Source organism: Synechococcus sp. SYN20, assembly GCF_014279555.1.
GTDB lineage: Bacteria > Cyanobacteriota > Cyanobacteriia > PCC-6307 > Cyanobiaceae > Synechococcus_C.
In genome coordinates this window covers 346,952-361,444 of sequence record NZ_CP047959.1, presented here as the reverse complement: position 1 = coordinate 361,444, position 14,493 = coordinate 346,952, and the positions used below count along the sequence as shown (strand labels likewise).

17 protein-coding genes are annotated in these 14,493 nt (G+C 56.3%); 8 read left to right on the top strand and 9 right to left on the bottom strand.

Annotation, left to right across the window (positions count from 1 at the left end):
- Window positions 1–34: 34 nt before the first annotated feature.
- Window positions 35–760, top strand: a complete 726-nt coding sequence (gene thyX / locus SynSYN20_RS01800) for an FAD-dependent thymidylate synthase (RefSeq protein WP_186524496.1) — start codon at window positions 35–37, stop codon at window positions 758–760.
- Between the two features lie 46 nt (window positions 761–806).
- On the opposite strand, the gene dcd is transcribed toward thyX, so the two are convergent.
- The gene (gene dcd / locus SynSYN20_RS01795; RefSeq protein WP_186524495.1) at window positions 807–1,400 is read right to left on the bottom strand and encodes a dCTP deaminase; all 594 of its coding nucleotides are present in this window, start codon (window positions 1,398–1,400) and stop codon (window positions 807–809) included.
- Window positions 1,400–2,008, bottom strand: a complete 609-nt coding sequence (locus SynSYN20_RS01790) for a cob(I)yrinic acid a,c-diamide adenosyltransferase (RefSeq protein WP_186524494.1) — start codon at window positions 2,006–2,008, stop codon at window positions 1,400–1,402. The genes dcd and SynSYN20_RS01790 overlap by 1 nt, the downstream gene beginning before the upstream one ends.
- 134 nt (window positions 2,009–2,142) lie before the next feature.
- On the opposite strand from SynSYN20_RS01790, the gene rph reads away from it, so the two are divergent.
- The 4 genes from rph (at window position 2,143) to SynSYN20_RS01770 (ending at window position 5,311) form a co-directional block, all read left to right on the top strand.
- The gene (gene rph, locus SynSYN20_RS01785) at window positions 2,143–2,868 is read left to right on the top strand and encodes a ribonuclease PH (protein WP_186524493.1); all 726 of its coding nucleotides are present in this window, start codon (window positions 2,143–2,145) and stop codon (window positions 2,866–2,868) included.
- A gap of 77 nt (window positions 2,869–2,945) precedes the next feature.
- Window positions 2,946–3,680, top strand: coding sequence for a global nitrogen regulator NtcA (ntcA, locus tag SynSYN20_RS01780; RefSeq protein ID WP_186524492.1), 735 nt, complete (start codon window positions 2,946–2,948; stop codon window positions 3,678–3,680).
- Between the two features lie 51 nt (window positions 3,681–3,731).
- Complete coding sequence (locus tag SynSYN20_RS01775; RefSeq protein WP_186524491.1) at window positions 3,732–4,862, top strand: DUF3084 domain-containing protein; 1,131 nt, start codon at window positions 3,732–3,734, stop codon at window positions 4,860–4,862.
- The gene (locus SynSYN20_RS01770; RefSeq protein WP_186524490.1) at window positions 4,859–5,311 is read left to right on the top strand and encodes a resolvase; all 453 of its coding nucleotides are present in this window, start codon (window positions 4,859–4,861) and stop codon (window positions 5,309–5,311) included. Before SynSYN20_RS01775 ends, SynSYN20_RS01770 begins: the two co-directional genes overlap by 4 nt.
- On the opposite strand, the gene SynSYN20_RS01765 is transcribed toward SynSYN20_RS01770, so the two are convergent.
- Genes SynSYN20_RS01765 through psbH form a run of 4 tightly spaced genes read right to left on the bottom strand, consistent with a single transcriptional unit; the run spans window position 5,289 to window position 6,668 of the window.
- Window positions 5,289–5,546: a DUF3146 family protein gene (locus SynSYN20_RS01765; RefSeq protein WP_006853677.1), complete on the bottom strand. Its 258-nt coding sequence runs from the start codon at window positions 5,544–5,546 to the stop codon at window positions 5,289–5,291. The genes SynSYN20_RS01770 and SynSYN20_RS01765 overlap by 23 nt on opposite strands.
- Window positions 5,546–6,169: an aminoacyl-tRNA hydrolase gene (pth, locus tag SynSYN20_RS01760; RefSeq protein WP_186524489.1), complete on the bottom strand. Its 624-nt coding sequence runs from the start codon at window positions 6,167–6,169 to the stop codon at window positions 5,546–5,548. The genes SynSYN20_RS01765 and pth overlap by 1 nt, the downstream gene beginning before the upstream one ends.
- Window positions 6,170–6,173: 4 nt before the next feature.
- Window positions 6,174–6,452 (bottom strand): TatA/E family twin arginine-targeting protein translocase, encoded by a 279-nt coding sequence (locus SynSYN20_RS01755; protein WP_186524488.1) that lies wholly within the window; start codon window positions 6,450–6,452, stop codon window positions 6,174–6,176.
- Window positions 6,453–6,461: 9 nt separating this feature from the next.
- On the bottom strand, window positions 6,462–6,668 hold the full coding sequence (gene psbH / locus SynSYN20_RS01750) for a photosystem II reaction center phosphoprotein PsbH (protein ID WP_006853680.1): 207 nt from the start codon (window positions 6,666–6,668) through the stop codon (window positions 6,462–6,464).
- A gap of 86 nt (window positions 6,669–6,754) precedes the next feature.
- Here psbH and psbN point away from each other — a divergent pair, with 86 nt between their 5' ends.
- Window positions 6,755–6,895 (top strand): photosystem II reaction center protein PsbN, encoded by a 141-nt coding sequence (gene psbN / locus SynSYN20_RS01745; protein WP_006853681.1) that lies wholly within the window; start codon window positions 6,755–6,757, stop codon window positions 6,893–6,895.
- Here psbN and SynSYN20_RS01740 read toward each other — a convergent pair.
- A complete protein-coding gene (locus SynSYN20_RS01740; protein ID WP_186524487.1) occupies window positions 6,883–9,888 on the bottom strand; it encodes an alpha-mannosidase in 3,006 nt (1,001 codons plus the stop codon). The genes psbN and SynSYN20_RS01740 overlap by 13 nt on opposite strands.
- A 61-nt stretch (window positions 9,889–9,949) precedes the next feature.
- Between SynSYN20_RS01740 and SynSYN20_RS01735 the strand changes: the two genes are divergently transcribed.
- Window positions 9,950–10,069 carry a photosystem II reaction center protein I gene (locus SynSYN20_RS01735; RefSeq protein ID WP_006042333.1) on the top strand — a complete coding sequence of 40 codons (120 nt, stop codon included), beginning with the start codon at window positions 9,950–9,952 and terminating at the stop codon, window positions 10,067–10,069.
- Between the two features lie 93 nt (window positions 10,070–10,162).
- Window positions 10,163–13,318: a DUF3769 domain-containing protein gene (locus SynSYN20_RS01730; RefSeq protein WP_186524486.1), complete on the top strand. Its 3,156-nt coding sequence runs from the start codon at window positions 10,163–10,165 to the stop codon at window positions 13,316–13,318.
- Window positions 13,319–13,327: 9 nt separating this feature from the next.
- On the opposite strand, the gene SynSYN20_RS01725 is transcribed toward SynSYN20_RS01730, so the two are convergent.
- Both SynSYN20_RS01725 and leuD read right to left on the bottom strand, forming a co-directional pair.
- The gene (locus SynSYN20_RS01725; protein ID WP_186524485.1) at window positions 13,328–13,819 is read right to left on the bottom strand and encodes a pentapeptide repeat-containing protein; all 492 of its coding nucleotides are present in this window, start codon (window positions 13,817–13,819) and stop codon (window positions 13,328–13,330) included.
- Between the two features lie 36 nt (window positions 13,820–13,855).
- Window positions 13,856–14,491, bottom strand: a complete 636-nt coding sequence (gene leuD / locus SynSYN20_RS01720) for a 3-isopropylmalate dehydratase small subunit (protein WP_186524484.1) — start codon at window positions 14,489–14,491, stop codon at window positions 13,856–13,858.
- Between the last annotated feature and the right edge of the window lie 2 nt (window positions 14,492–14,493).

The following is a 14,493-nucleotide window of genomic DNA, read 5'->3' as shown; positions in this document are numbered from 1 at the left end:
ACAAAGCATGAACAGTTCAGCGCAGACGACACCAATGGACTCTCGTTTTCGAGTTGACCTGATCGCCGCAACCCCGAACCCGCAACAGTGCGTGTACGTGGGAATGCACCAGGACTACAGCGAGGGCTTCGTCGCGGCCGACCGCGAGCAATGGCCAGATGAAACCAAAGCAGGCGAAATCTGCGTCAAACGCCTCCTAGCCGGAGAACGGGGACATTACGGACCCATGGAGCATGCCCAGATTGTGTTGAACGTGGGCTGGTTTCCGCATTCCGTGATGCAACAGGCACGGACGCACCGGGTGGGCGTCAGTTTTGATGTGCAATCCATGCGCTACACAGGCGAGCGCATCTGTCGGGCGGCACAGGGAGAACTCGATCTCGAAGAGGTGTTTTATCTGCGTCCCGTTGGTGAGTACAGCGACCGCAAGGGAAAGAAATACCTCTACAGCGAGGCTGAACGCCAAAAAGATTTAAACCACTGCAAAATCAGCGCCGATCGGTATCAGGAATTGCTTCAGGCCGGCTTTGCAGAAGAACATGCCCGCGGCATTCTCCCCTTCGATTACAGGCAACATTTTGTGGTGAGCTTCACGCTCAGAGCCTTCCTGCATTTCATGGATCTACGCGCCAAGCTCGATGCTCAGCAAGAAATCCGCGAGCTCTGCGATCTGATGTGGCCCCATCTCAAGGCTTGGACTCCAGAATTTGCAGGCTGGTACGAAAAAACAAGACTGCATAAGGCCCGGCTCGCCCCCTAATGAATACTTAGGAAGCACTTTTCAGGAAGCAATCATGCGCTGACGTTCAGATCTTGGCCAGCGTGACGCGCTCGGGCTGATGCTGATATTTACCTTGTCGGTCGCTGTAGGTGGTCTCACAAGGATCACCTTCAAAAAACAACAACTGGCAGATCCCCTCATTGGCATAAATACGACAATCAGCTCCAGAACTGTTACTAAATTCCAGGGTGAGATGTCCCTCCCAGCCAGCCTCTGCTGGAGTGGTATTCACAATGATGCCTAAACGGGCATAGGTGCTCTTGCCCAGACAAATAACCGTGATGTTGGGCGGCACCCGCATCTTTTCAAGGGCAACACCGAGGCCATACGAATGTGCTGGAAGGATGAAATAGTCCCCATCATCATCGTGATGAATGGGCGTGGATTCAAGATTGTCAGGGTTGAATCGCTTGGGATTCATGATCGTGCCAGGGACATGGCGAAAGATCAAAAACTCCTTAGGCGAGAGCCTCAAGTCGTAGCCATACGACGAGCAGCCAAAACTAAGAACCGGGCTCTTGCGTTGATCCGGATCCAAGTGGCGCACTAAGCCATCTTGAAAAGGCTCGAGCATGCCTGCCCCAGCCTGATCCGTAATCCAGCGATCGTTTTTCAGCATTAGAAACCTCGACGCAATTCCGTGACTTGATCAGCCATCTCCATCATCTCTGCAGGGATCGCGGGCCCGGTCACGATCACATCCATGGCTGATGGCCTTTGCTCTAACACCGACAAGACATCCTCATGGCTCAAATAGCCAAGCTCGATCGCCAAGCCAATCTCATCCAGCACGAGTTGGTCCAACGTGCCCTCTAGAAGATGGGTTTTGCAGATCTCCCAGACCGACTGAACAGCCTCTTTGACCTCGTCATCGCGGCTAGCAGCAGGATCTGAAAGGCATTCCGTCACGGAAGGCCGCAACCATCGGAGCCGATCGCACAGGGTGAGGCTGCTCTGGGGACCTTGTCCCACTCCACCCTTGAGGAACTGAGCGATCAAAACATTGCTACCCAGGCCTGCCGTCCGCAGCGCCTGGCTCAGCACACCAGAAAAACTCCCCCGAAATGAAGCGGTATGCACCTGAAGCTGACCTTCTGGAGCCACCAAATGCAGGGGTGGACGAACTTCTACGGAAGGAAGTCTTCGAAGCCCTGCTTGCTCAAGAGTCCTGTGGTCAACAGTCCGCGACTCACGAGAATGATGGGTAGGGCTGAGGCTGACGGTCATCACATTCGCCGATGTCCGGCAAATCCGGATGTGGATGAATCTAGCGGTGAAAGTGCAAGACACAAGTGCTTTGACACCATCCATGGTGTGCCGAGCCAACTGGCAGGCTCAAAGAACCTCCACACCCTGGGCTCATGACCGACACCTCTCGCAATGACGGACGTCAGCCGGGCGAGCTTCGCCCCTTTTCGATCAGCTGGGATCCCATGGGATTTGCCCTGAGTTCAGTGATCATCCACAGCGGACGCACCGCTGTTCTTTGCAGCGTTTGCCATCAAGAAGGGGTGCCTCGCTGGCGCAAAGATCAAGGCCAGGGGTGGCTCAGCGCCGAATACCGACTTCTGCCTGGATCCACTCCAGAGCGACAAAACAGAGAACTGCTCAAATTGAGCGGACGCACCCAGGAGATTCAGCGCCTGATTGGCCGCAGCCTGCGCGCAGCCATCAACATGGAAGCCCTCGGCGAGAACACGTTGAGAATCGATTGCGATGTGATTCAGGCGGATGCAGGCACCCGCACCGCTGCGATCAGCGGATCTTGGGTCGCGCTTCAACGAGCCTGTGAGCGACTGGTTCAACAAGGAATTCTCAACACCAACCCCGTCCAATCCCAAGTGGCCGCCGTCTCCGTTGGGGTGATTCACAAACGCCCCCTTCTCGATCTCGACTACAGCGAAGACAGCCAAGCCGATGTGGATCTCAACGTTGTGATGAACGGAGCAGGGCATTTGCTGGAACTGCAGGGCACTGCCGAAGGAGCTCCTTTTAGCCGTCAGCAGCTCAATGACCTACTAGACCTCGCCGAGCCTGGCCTCAAGCAGATCATGCACGGTCAGAATTTAGCTCTCTCCAGTAGGTGAAAATGCCGAGTTTCGTGTTCCTTGCTACATGAACAGGAGGGGCTGATCCATAGCATCCCGACATACGAATAGGGACCATGGCCGAGGTCAGCCGCGGCTTCAGCCGCTACGCACCACCAACAATGCGCCCGGCGGGCTCGAGCTTCGGAAGTCCCGCGGTTCCTTCCAGCCGCACGCTTCAAGATGTCATTCGGGGACTCGATGGTGCCAACTCTGAGATGGTGGAACGTGGGAAAACCATCTTTTTCCCCGGGGACCCTGCAGAAAAGGTGTACCTGATTCGGCGCGGGGCCGTCCGCCTTTCCAGGGTTTATGAATCTGGCGAAGAAATCACGGTTGCCCTCTTACGAGAAAACAGTTTGTTTGGCGTTCTGTCGTTACTGACAGGTCACCGTTCCGATCGTTTTTATCACTCGATCGCTTTCACAAGAGTGGAAATGGTCACGGCTCCAGCCACATCAGTCCGGCAGGCCATCGAAGCTGACACCAGTGTGGGCTTGCTTTTACTGCAGGGTCTATCCAGCAGGATTCTCCAGACCGAAACGATGATCGAAACCCTCACCCATCGAGACATGTCATCTCGGCTGGTGAGTTTTCTGTTGGTGCTCTGTCGAGATTTCGGAGTTCCTGGTCAACGGGGCATCACCATTGACCTACGCCTCTCACACCAAGCCATCGCCGAAGCCATCGGTTCCACGCGCGTTACCATCACGCGTCTCCTGGGTGATCTCAAGTCATCGAGCCTGGTGGATATCGATCGCAAAAAGATCACTGTTCTCGATCCAATCGCTCTCGCTAAACGGTTCAGCTGACCATGCAGGTGAAGATGGAGCTCCCGTCCGAACTCTGATCCTTCGTTCACCGTGACCGGCTGGTTCCTACTTCTTGCTCTGCTAGTCCTTGGAGGCGTGCTCTCAACCCTGGGAGACCGCCTTGGTTCTCGTGTGGGGAAAGCTCGGCTGAGCTTGCTTGGACTGCGTCCAAAGCGCACGGCCGTGGTGATCACGGTTTTAACGGGCAGCCTGATTAGTGCGCTTTCACTTGGACTCTTGCTGTTAGTGAGTCGGCAGCTCAGGGTGGGCCTGTTTGAACTCAATGCTCTCGAAGCCAAATTGCGGAGCAGTCGCGCCGACCTCAAAACAAGCAAAAGCGCTCAGAGGCAAGCCAGCAAGGAGCTCACAACGGCACAACAACGAGCGGCAGAACTGCGTCGCACCCTGAAGCCCCTCCAGGAACAAACCCGATCCTTGGAAGCCGAGCGGCAGCGATTGAGCCAAGACGTGAATGCGAAAGATATTGAGATCCAACGCACCGAGCAGGAACTCTCGGCCGTGCGCACGCAAATTCGCAGTGGAGAGAAAGAACTCAATCAACTAGAGGACACGCTCTTGGCGCTGCGGCGCGGAAACGTCGCCATTAGCAGCGGTCAGCCACTTGCCACCGTGACTCTGAAGCTCGAGCGTCCCGATCAAGCAAAAACGGTCATCGATCAGTTATTGCGAGACGCCAATCTTCAGGCCTATCAACAAGTGCTCCCTGGCCAACCCGCGGAAAGACAAATTTTGCTAGTTCCGCGACCTGACATCAAGCGCTTGGAGCAAACGATTCGCAAACCTGGCACCTGGGTTGTGAATATCCGTTCAGCCGCCAATGTGCTGCTCGGAGAAACCGTTGTGTACGCCTTCCCTGAAGTGCTTCCCAATGTCACCGTGACAAGGGAGGGAGAGGTCTTGGCCCGCACCACCCTGGCGAGCAATGAACGCAACCCTGAAGCCGTTCGCAACCGACTCAATCTTCTCCTTGCCTCCACATTGGCCGAGGTGCAACGACGCGGTTCGCTCAGCAAGGGGTTGCAGTTTGATGGCAATGCCATCAATGCGCTTGGCCAAGAACTGATCGACCGCAACGGAGGACTCGCAGCGCTCGAAGCAGTCGCTTTACGACGCAGCGAAACGGCAGATCCGATCGCCATCCAGTTGCGCCTTAGCCAATGACACGCGTCATAGCGCTGGATCCTGGCCGAAGTAAATGTGGGCTGCTGTTAGCAGACATCGCCACGAACACCGTGGTTCAAGGCATGGTGATACCCAGCGCTGAGGTGCTTGATCAGCTTCGATCCTGGATGGTGGACGCTCATGGCGAGGACGATCAGATTGCTGAGCTGGTCATCGGTGACGGCACCAGCAGCACGATCTGGCAACACCAACTTCCCGCAAGCCTGAAGGTCCGCGTCGTGGACGAAACCGGGACTACCTTGCGAGCCAGGGCGCGTTACTGGCAGTTGTGGCCTGCACTGGGCTGGAAACGCTTGCTTCCTTTAGGCCTGCGCATCCCATCTGGCGATCTCGACGCCATCGCCGCGCTCGTCATCCTCGAACATTATTTAGGTCGGTCTTTGCAATGGCCAGGTCCCGATCCACTCAAAAACGCGCCCTCACGGTGAAGGTGTAATCCCCTCCCGGCTCAAGGTCATAGTCAGATTTCACAAGAAAACGAAGAAGCGCGTCTTGAATCAAGGCTCGCCCCAGGGAGGGCTCCACACTCAGTTCGCCACGATCAAAAAACCAGCTGAACTGCCAATTGAAGCCTCCAGCCTGGACGTCTCCTTCCAAACATTGATCCGCAAAACTCTGGCGTTGAACCCGCAGATGGGCGGTGGTAACGGGTAGCGCTGCCATCACGCCTCGGTATTGGTGGGAGCCAGCTGAAGCCCATTGATGTGATTCCCTGCAAGATCGAGACCCTGTCGCTGAATCCTTTCCAAACCATCAACGACCTCCAACAGAACCTTGTCGAGCAGGGGCTCTTCGTCACGACTGAAACTTCCGAGCACGTGCGACACCGTTCGTGCCTTGCGCTCACTGGGATTTTGTCCGGGTGCACCGATTCCAATCCGCAGGCGCGCGAAATCCTGCGTACCGAGATGCTGAATGGTGCTTTTAAGACCGTTATGGCCACCAGCAGAGCCACGGGCCCGCAAACGCAAACGGCCAAGCGGCAGATCCATGTCATCAACGAGGACCAAGAGCTGATGCAGCTCAAACCCAAACCAATCCAATGCTGCCCGAATCGAGCGCCCGCTGTCGTTCATGAACGTTTGGGGCATCAACAACCGCAATCTCTTGTCCCCCACACCCAGATCAGCAAGCTGACCTTGGAGCTTGGGCATAGAACGAAAGCCTCCGCCCTCCCGAGAAGCCAGGCGTTCTAAGGCCATAAAGCCAACGTTATGTCGTGTGTTGGCGTAGCGATTGCCCGGGTTCCCCAACCCCACCACTAAGCGGAGATCACCGCGATTCATCGACTCAATCGGAGGGGGATGTTGGCTCTGATTTTGGAGAAACCACTGGAGTTACAACAGTCTCAACTGGTGCTTCTAGAGCCTTGGCCTGATCCCCTTCGGGTACGGGGTCAGCCATGGCCTTATTGATTTCACGTTCGAACTCCTTTGAGGCCGACTGAAACCCTTTGAGTGTTTTCCCGAGGGTACTGCCGAACTCAGGAAGCCTTTTAGGCCCAAACACCAAGAGAGCGACCGCCGCGATGACGGCCATCTCTGGCAGACCAATGCCGAAAACATTCATGACCTGATGTCAGCCCAGACCCAAGCCATTCCAGTTGACATTGATTCCTTCAAGGATCAGTGACTTGTTGTACAGCTGAAGAATGATCAACAGAAACACAAGGAACAGGGCCATGAAAATGCCCATCACTGGTGTTGTTCCCCAGCCAGGAACAACCTTGCCGTATTCCGAATTCAGGGGGCGGAGCAAATCGCCCAGACGGGTGCGTTGAGCCATGGCAGCGCTGAAGTCTCGGGTGGAATTAAGTCTCGATACTGTAGGGGCTCCGACCCGTAAAGGCGTCGATCCTGTGGAGAGTTGTGATGGAAAGTTCGTCCCCGGCTATGTCAGTGGCGATTGCCGTGCTGGCAGCCCTGCTCGGGTTAACAGGATTGGGGGTCTACACAGCCTTTGGTCCTCCATCTAAAAATCTCGACGACCCATTTGATGATCACGAGGATTGAACGTTCTCCAGTAGCAAGGTGGTGAGCTCGCCAGGGTGCACCTCCCAGACGGTCTTCCTGTCGCTGGACTTGGCGCAGCTCAGCCTCCAATCGCTCCCCGGGCACCAACGCTGACGCGCTGGTCCTGGATTGAGCAACTCAATTTGAACCGCCTTATCGCTTTGCCCATCACCCTGCGCTGATCGGATTGAAATCGGCACCAGGCCGATGGGCAAAGCGGGAAGCCCTTGCCAACGCTGATCCAGCGCAACAGGTCCCATCCATCCGGGCTCCCTGAATCGAATCGCGGCCTGGGCCACACCACTGCGGTTCCAACCCAACATCGCTGGCATCAAGGCCAACCGGTGTCGGTGCCATCCATGATCGGCTGAAGGGTCAGGCCAGGTTGGACCTCGAAGCAGGGACACTCCCAGATGGTTCGCGCTGGCATCGACACCTTGAGGACCATCCAGCAAGACAGCCAACCCACCCCCGGGAGCTTCTGCTTCTGCAGCCAGCCAGGAGATCACAGGCACTTCCCAACGCTCTTGTTCAAAAGGAGTGAAGACTTGTGCTGGTCGCTCGATCACTCCACCACTCGTATCAGCAGCCCAACGCACAGCAGGGCTCTTTAACGGCAATTCCAGCCGCAACAATTCATGGGTCTGCTGCCAGTAGACACTGAGCTGGGCCTCGATCCAAGGCGAATCGGCCTGCAGCAACAGGTCCAAGCGGACCTTGCTCAATCCAGCAACCGTGCGCAGCACGATCCGCGCTGTCAGAGGGCCCGACTCCACGAATTCCGCCGACCAGTTTGCGGCCATCGGCAGCGGATGTTGGCGGTAATCAGCGGCCAGATCCCAAGCGTCCCAGAACTCCCCTCGATCGGAAAAGCGCAGCAATCGCATGGGTTCGCTGAGCTGTGGCACACCATTGGCGTCGCGCAGCTGAATCAGCCCATGGGCGCTCACATCCGCAGACACCACACCATTGCTCAGCCTCCATACCCCCGACGACACCACCTCCACACTCACGGGGTGACGCACGGGCAAGGCCGACCCCAGAGGCGCATGGCTGCGCTGCAGCGGAAGCGCGCAAACGCCTTCGCAACAAGGCAGTTGCACCCAAACTCCACCGGAAGGAGCAGCCTGCTCAGGAAGGAGTTGCCCAGCGCTGGACCAATGCCCTTGAGGCAAGCGCAACAACGGTGACCAGTGCGCAAGGGGCTGCAAGCCGCACCAAGCCCAACGGGAGCGATCGGGATCTGACGCCATCCCGTCTTGATGCGACGAGAACAGATGGCCTAACAGCTGATCTCGGCCACGGGCCGCACGGCGGCGAGCATCACGCCAGATCGGTTCAGCCTGTTCAAACACCTCCGGGATCGATGTGCCCGGGAGGATGTCATGAAATTGTTGGAACAGCAGAGGTCGCCAATCGCTGGCCTGCTCGTGGCTGGGCATCAGAGCCTTCGCCCGAGGCCCAAGCAACGCAGCCGCAAGCTCAGCTTCTCGAAGAAGCCGCTCCAAACTGCGATTGTGACGCTTCTGATCAGGCCGACTGGTCGCGCAACCCCGATGTAGCTCGAGATACAGCTCATCGCGCCAGACCGGCAAGGTGGAGCAGCAAGGCTCTAGGTGATCGAGATAGGCGCGCAGCGTTCCGGGCTGCTGGGTCACAGCCTGCGGCTGTCCGTCCCAAAGCCTTAGCTGTTCCAGCATCTCGGCAGTGGGACCACCACCATGATCGCCAACCCCTGGGAGCCAGATCGCCTGGTCCACCCCAGTGGCAGATTGAAAATCGCGCTGCTCTGTTGCGATCGCGACAGGATCGCCATCGGTGCCGATTCCAGGCAGCATCAGCGCTAAGACCTCCGCTCCTCCGCGGCTTCGCCAGCGAAACAACCGATGGGGGAAGCGGTTGGTGGCATTCCAGGCCAGTTTGTGCGTGCAGAACCAGCGCACTCCGTTGGCAGCCGCCACAGCGGGAAGTCCTGCTGCGAACCCAAAACTGTCAGGCAGCCAAGCCAAGTCATGCCGCCATTCGGGGAAACGCCTCTGGCTGTCCTCCTGTCCAAGACTGAACTGACGCGACAAGGATGCGGTACTCACCAGAACGCAATCGGTTTCGACCCAAGGGCCATTGATCGGCTCCCAGCGACCCTCACGACTGGCCTGCTGAATCCGTGCATGTAAGGCCGGGCGATGGCGTTCCACCCAGGCATAAAGAGCAGGGGTGGAGTGCGCAAAGTGCAGTTCCGGATAACGCTCCATCAGATCGAGAGCAGAGCAAAAGGTGCGTTCCGCCGCTTGCCAGGTATCAGCCACAGGCCAAAGCCAGGCGAGGTCAAGGTGGGCATGGCCCAGCCAATGCACCGCACCCACTGGCTTAGGGCAGGCCGCCAAGTGACGATCAACCAAGGCAATGGCCTCTGATGCCATCGGGTCGCAAGACAACACAGCATCCGGAAGAGACTCTCCTCTTGCCAAGGACAGCTCCAAGGCTTCAGGGAGCAACGCCCGATCCGGGTCGCAGTGAGCGATCAGAGGTTCCTGGACGAGAGCGCTCTGAATGAGAGCTCCATCGTCATGACAAGGACTTCGCAACTCCAGCTGGATCCGCAAGCCCGCACGTTTCCTCCAATCCTCAGGAAGGAGCCAACGGCAGCGGGTATCGAAGAGGTCGCCCTCATGCACCAGGGCCCCATCAACGCGGAGGCGTACGGCATCGGCCCACCAGCTCAACACCAGTCGTTCACAGGACGCGGTGCCCTGCGTCCAGGGTTTTGGACAGACGAGGGTCTGCTCGAGGTGCAACCAGTTGCCACCTCGCGGCCAAATCAAAAGTCCGCGTTCAGCCCAATCAGGACGGTGGTGTCGTCCCCAGGGTTCAGCCAGGACCGGCCGCCGTTCCAGATCACCACGTCGCCACCAGCCAGGGTGCAGATCAACGCGACTCCGACATCGAAACGTTTCAATCCACTCCGATCCCGGGGCTTGCAGTGGCTTCACCATCGTGTTATTTCATCATTCCGCCATAGGATGGCGTTCAAAATTCAGACGCCGGTCGGTTGCCATGCTTGCCCTCAAGATTTCGGTTTATTCCGTCGTCTTTTTCTTTCTCGGCATCTTTGTCTTTGGCTTCCTAGCCAGCGACCCAAGCCGTACACCCAGCCGGAAAGATCTCGAAGATTGAGTCCTAGTCAACAGGGTCACGCCGAGCACTGGTTCGACCTCACGTTTAAAAGCCTTTGCACATGGCAGGATCACTTGCCATTGCTGATTCCTTTTGTCGGCGTTTAGCCCCATCACCAGGATCGCACGATCACTGGCTGTTGCCGCTGCGCTGACGGGAGTTCCCGTCCAATCTCAGCGTGTGGATTCGTTCGCTGATGAGACCGATGCGGTCACTGAGCAGTCAGAGCTTGAGGTTCAACCCTTCAGCGAATTTCCAAAGGATCCCTCTGTAAACGCGCCGATCACGGAGTCTCCAAAGCCTCCAGAAGCGATCAATCTCAAGGCTGATCGACAATCATTTGATGCTCGCCGCGGAGTGTTTGTTGCCGAAGGCAACGTTCAAGCTGAGCTTCGCGGTGGTTTGCTCCAAGCCGATCGCATCGAATTTGACATCAACTTCAACACCCTCTACGCCCGCGGCAGCGTGCGTTTACGCCGAGGATCGCAGTATTTCCAAGCGAGCACGTTCCGCTACAGCCTGATTCAAAACAGCGGAGAACTCAAAGACGTTTACGGCGTCCTTGAACTTGATGAGCTGTCCGCAGGATTCCAATCCTCACCCCAGGCTGTCGAACCTCCGACCAAGCAGACCCTTCCTGTCCTCGAGAGCTCAGGCCTTGGCTTCCCAACCGCTCTTGATATGGAGTTGGGTGGCAGAACCGCGGAACAGATCAGCGATCAGCCGAGCGGAGACAGCATCTGGGAGACAGAGCTCGCACCAACGCTCACCTGGGAAGTCCCGGAACCCGCAGCACCAGACACCAGCACGTCAACGGACTCCGGCATGGCCTGCCCGGTGCCGCTTCCGCCGATCCCCGACTGGCACCCTCACCCGTGGGCCGTGACCGCGTGGGGCGGGCAGATGATTGATTCCAATTTTGGAGACACCTTTCTGTTCAACGGGCGCATGCGCGAGGAATACCTTCTGGGGGTCAGCATGCAAAAGCGGCTTTGGCGCGCTGGACCTTTTGCGCTCGAATTGGAGGCCGATCTGTTCGGCCATCAGGCGTTCAAACAACCTGGTGGACCTTTCAACCAGGCTGTTCCCAATGCCGACACTCCAGAGCAACAGTTCGGAGAAGCCATCCTTGGGCTTGGGGCACGACTCTGGCTTCAGCCTTGGCTGAGCTTTGGGTTTGTGGAAGGAGTCAGTTTCAACTCCTCGGTGAGTAACTACGAACGCACGTATCGGGAGAACTACACCCAGCTGCTGAACTACTTGGCCTTCGAGCTCGAAGCCTCCGTCTCTGATCAGCTCTCATTTGTGGGGAGGATTCACCATCGCTCCGGCGCGTTTGGCACCTATAGCGGAGTCAAAGAAGGAAGCAATGCCTACCTGCTCGGCTTGCGCTACCGCTGGGGCGAAGATCCCATTTCAACCCAAATCGCCGAAGTTCCGCCTCCCTTGGGCTGCCCAGATCCTGATCGCGCCACCCGAGCGCCCCTGCTCACCCTCAACGAAAAGCTCGAAGAAATCACCCTCGGCACAGGTGGGAAGCAAGCCGTCCAGCCCGTTCAACCGCTAGCCCAATCGCGCTTTGCAGGGATGTCCCCAGCTGAACAGGAAGCGCTGCGCGAACAAGCAATCGCGATGATCGATCAAAGGATTAGCAGCATCCAGCTCCAACAACGGTTCACCATCGATCGTCGCTTTGGTAGCAACGATGAGTTTGTAGACCTGTCAAATAATGATGTACAAGAAAGAGCAAAATATGGATCGGTTCGCCCCAACCAACTTCCTTCTTACGGAAAAGCGCAACTGATTGATGGCCAAATCAGCCGCTGGCGCATCCAAGCAGCCCAGGTTTCGCTCACACCTGAAGGCTGGACAGCAGATCGCATGGGGTTCACGAATGATCCCTTCACACCCGCACAAACCAGAATCGACACTGAAAACGTTGTTGCCAAAGAACAACCCAATGGAGACATTCTCATCGAGAGTGCACGCAATCAGTTAATCGTTGAGGAACGACTCCCGATCCCAGTCAGCCGAACGCAACGCATCACAAAAGAAGAAGAGGTTGAAAATCGGTGGGTCTTCGGAATTGACAATGACGACAGAGACGGATTCTTTGTCGGCAGAACACTCAGACCAATTCAACTCAACCCAAAAACACTATTGAGCCTCCAACCTCAACTTCTCTTGCAACGAGCGGTTGATGGCACAACCAAAAGTTATGTCAAGCCAGGCAGCTCAATCGATAGCGGAAAGGTCAGCCAACCCACAACGGCAGGCGACTTATTTGGCCTCGAAGCTGAATTCACCAGTGAGCTCTGGGGATGGACAGCAGAAGCCAACGCTGATATCAGCACGTTTAATCCTGACAACTTCGCCAATGGAAGTCGCTACTGGGGTGAACTGAAAAAGACGGTTGATCTCCCTTGGCTCGGCGACGTTAAGGCCAGACTCTTTTCTGCTTATCGCTATAAGGCCTACAACGGATCCTTAGGAGAAACGGATGTCTATTCCGCCTTCGGCAGTTTCCTCGAAAAAAGAGGAGCGTTCACGGCGGGAAAGCTTTCCAACAACTACATCTGGCGCATCGGAGCAGGAAACTATCAAGCCGAACAATTTGAAAGTGAAAACCTCACCGATTTATGGCGAGCAAATTTCTACGGCTCTCTGAATAGCAGTTACTCAATCTGGAGGGGGGAACCCGCTGCTCTTACCCCTCAAGAGGCTTATCGCTACTCCCCTGTAGCGATTGTTCCTGGATTGACCTTTAGGACCAACATCAATACATTGTTAGCGGCTTACGGTGATGGCGAACGTCAAACCACCATCAGCCTGAGTGGTGGTCCCAGCCTCACCTTGGGTACGTTCAGCAAACCCTTCCTTGACTACACCCAACTGTCGATTACGGGTGGTGGAACCCTTAAGCAGGGTTCAAGTCCGTTCGATTTTGACCAAGCCATTGACCTTGGAACCTTGGGCCTTGGCGTGACACAACAGATTGCAGGACCTTTAGTTATTAACGCTGGCGTTGGCTTAAATATCGATCCTGCTTCAGAGTTTTATGGTGATGTAATCGATTCAAACATTGAGTTGCGCTGGCAACGTCGTGCCTACGATTTTGGCTTCTACTTCAATCCTTACGAAGGCATTGGCGGGTTCCGGTTCCGCCTCAATGACTTCAACTTCACAGGGACTGGAGTGCCTTTCGTCCCCTACAACCCTTCAAACGAGCTCGACAACCGCCCCTTTTAATCTCTTTTTCTAAAAATCTGTGGCTTCGTCATCAGGACCACCGCCATAGATCAAATGACTTCCGGTGAGATCAGACCCTGCAAACTGCATTCCCTCGGTTTGCACTCCAGGGGCATAGGCATTGATCACAACCGAATCTCGTAAGTCGGCATGGCGTAGATCAGTGCCTGAGAGATCGGCATTGCTCAACATCGCCCCCTGCAAACGAGCGCCATCAAGCCTGGAACCACTCAAATCGGCACCTTCAAGATTTGCCCCGTTGAGCTTTGCCCCGCGTAGATCAGCATCACGCAAATCGGCCCCGATCAAATGATGGCCGCGTAGATCCGCATCGCGTAAATCACATCCGTGACAAGCGCCACTCTCAAGCAAACGTTCAAGCGGGGTGCCAAAAGGCTCAACCGCAATCGCTGTCACCGAGCCTGCCTCAACAGCCGAGGGTCCCAGCAACAGGGCCATCGAGCCAAAAGCACACCAGATGCGCTTCATAAGGAATGTCATGACGTCGATGCCGCTTCTTCCTTCATAGACACTAAATCAAGTGTCTGCCGTATTCGTGCAGAACCCATTTAAGTAAGGGAGCCGATCGAGCGTGCTCTGCAGCTCCGCATCCCGAGCCAAAAGCTGCCCCGTTGCATCCCAACGGCCTGAAAGCAGCATGTCGCGCGGTCCTGGATCCACTTCGATCGACCAATGACCAAGATCACTGCTGCAACTGGAGGTCTCCAGGTCGAAGGTCCAGGTTGCTGAAGGGTCTTGGGCCATTGCATCTTGCAAAGCACGCACCTGGTCCTGACTGGCCTTGGCACAAGGGATTCCTAAGGCCAAGCAATTGCCGTAAAAAATTTCCGCAAAACTCACCCCAATCAAGGCACGGATCCCCCAACGCATTAGGGCTTGAGGGGCATGCTCACGACTCGAGCCACAACCGAAGTTGTCATTCACCACCAAAATCGAGGCTCCCTGATGCGCAGGAAGGTCAAAAGGATGGACTCCGTCGAGCTCCTTTCGGTCGTCAGCAAAGACCTGAGCGCCGAGCGCCTCAAAACTCACGCATTTCAGAAATCGAGCCGGAATAATCCGATCGGTATCGATGTCATCACCCCGCAAGACAACGGCGCGGCCCTCAATCTTGGTAATTAGGCCTTGGGGAAAATCGTGGGTCTGCGTCATGA

Excerpts from the sequence above, each read along its gene's own strand:
- thyX (WP_186524496.1), top strand. The coding sequence starts at position 35 with ATGGACTCTCGTTTTCGAGTTGACCTGATCGCCGCAACCCCGAACCCG.
- dcd (WP_186524495.1), bottom strand. The coding sequence starts at position 1,400 with ATGCTGAAAAACGATCGCTGGATTACGGATCAGGCTGGGGCAGGCATG.
- SynSYN20_RS01790 (WP_186524494.1), bottom strand. The coding sequence starts at position 2,008 with ATGACCGTCAGCCTCAGCCCTACCCATCATTCTCGTGAGTCGCGGACT.
- rph (WP_186524493.1), top strand. The coding sequence starts at position 2,143 with ATGACCGACACCTCTCGCAATGACGGACGTCAGCCGGGCGAGCTTCGC.
- ntcA (WP_186524492.1), top strand. The coding sequence starts at position 2,946 with ATGGCCGAGGTCAGCCGCGGCTTCAGCCGCTACGCACCACCAACAATG.
- SynSYN20_RS01770 (WP_186524490.1), top strand. The coding sequence starts at position 4,859 with ATGACACGCGTCATAGCGCTGGATCCTGGCCGAAGTAAATGTGGGCTG.
- SynSYN20_RS01765 (WP_006853677.1), bottom strand. The coding sequence starts at position 5,546 with ATGGCAGCGCTACCCGTTACCACCGCCCATCTGCGGGTTCAACGCCAG.
- pth (WP_186524489.1), bottom strand. The coding sequence starts at position 6,169 with ATGAATCGCGGTGATCTCCGCTTAGTGGTGGGGTTGGGGAACCCGGGC.
- SynSYN20_RS01755 (WP_186524488.1), bottom strand. The coding sequence starts at position 6,452 with ATGAATGTTTTCGGCATTGGTCTGCCAGAGATGGCCGTCATCGCGGCG.
- psbH (WP_006853680.1), bottom strand. The coding sequence starts at position 6,668 with ATGGCTCAACGCACCCGTCTGGGCGATTTGCTCCGCCCCCTGAATTCG.
- psbN (WP_006853681.1), top strand. The coding sequence starts at position 6,755 with ATGGAAAGTTCGTCCCCGGCTATGTCAGTGGCGATTGCCGTGCTGGCA.
- SynSYN20_RS01740 (WP_186524487.1), bottom strand. The coding sequence starts at position 9,888 with ATGGTGAAGCCACTGCAAGCCCCGGGATCGGAGTGGATTGAAACGTTT.
- SynSYN20_RS01735 (WP_006042333.1), top strand. The coding sequence starts at position 9,950 with ATGCTTGCCCTCAAGATTTCGGTTTATTCCGTCGTCTTTTTCTTTCTC.
- SynSYN20_RS01725 (WP_186524485.1), bottom strand. The coding sequence starts at position 13,819 with ATGACATTCCTTATGAAGCGCATCTGGTGTGCTTTTGGCTCGATGGCC.
- leuD (WP_186524484.1), bottom strand. The coding sequence starts at position 14,491 with ATGACGCAGACCCACGATTTTCCCCAAGGCCTAATTACCAAGATTGAG.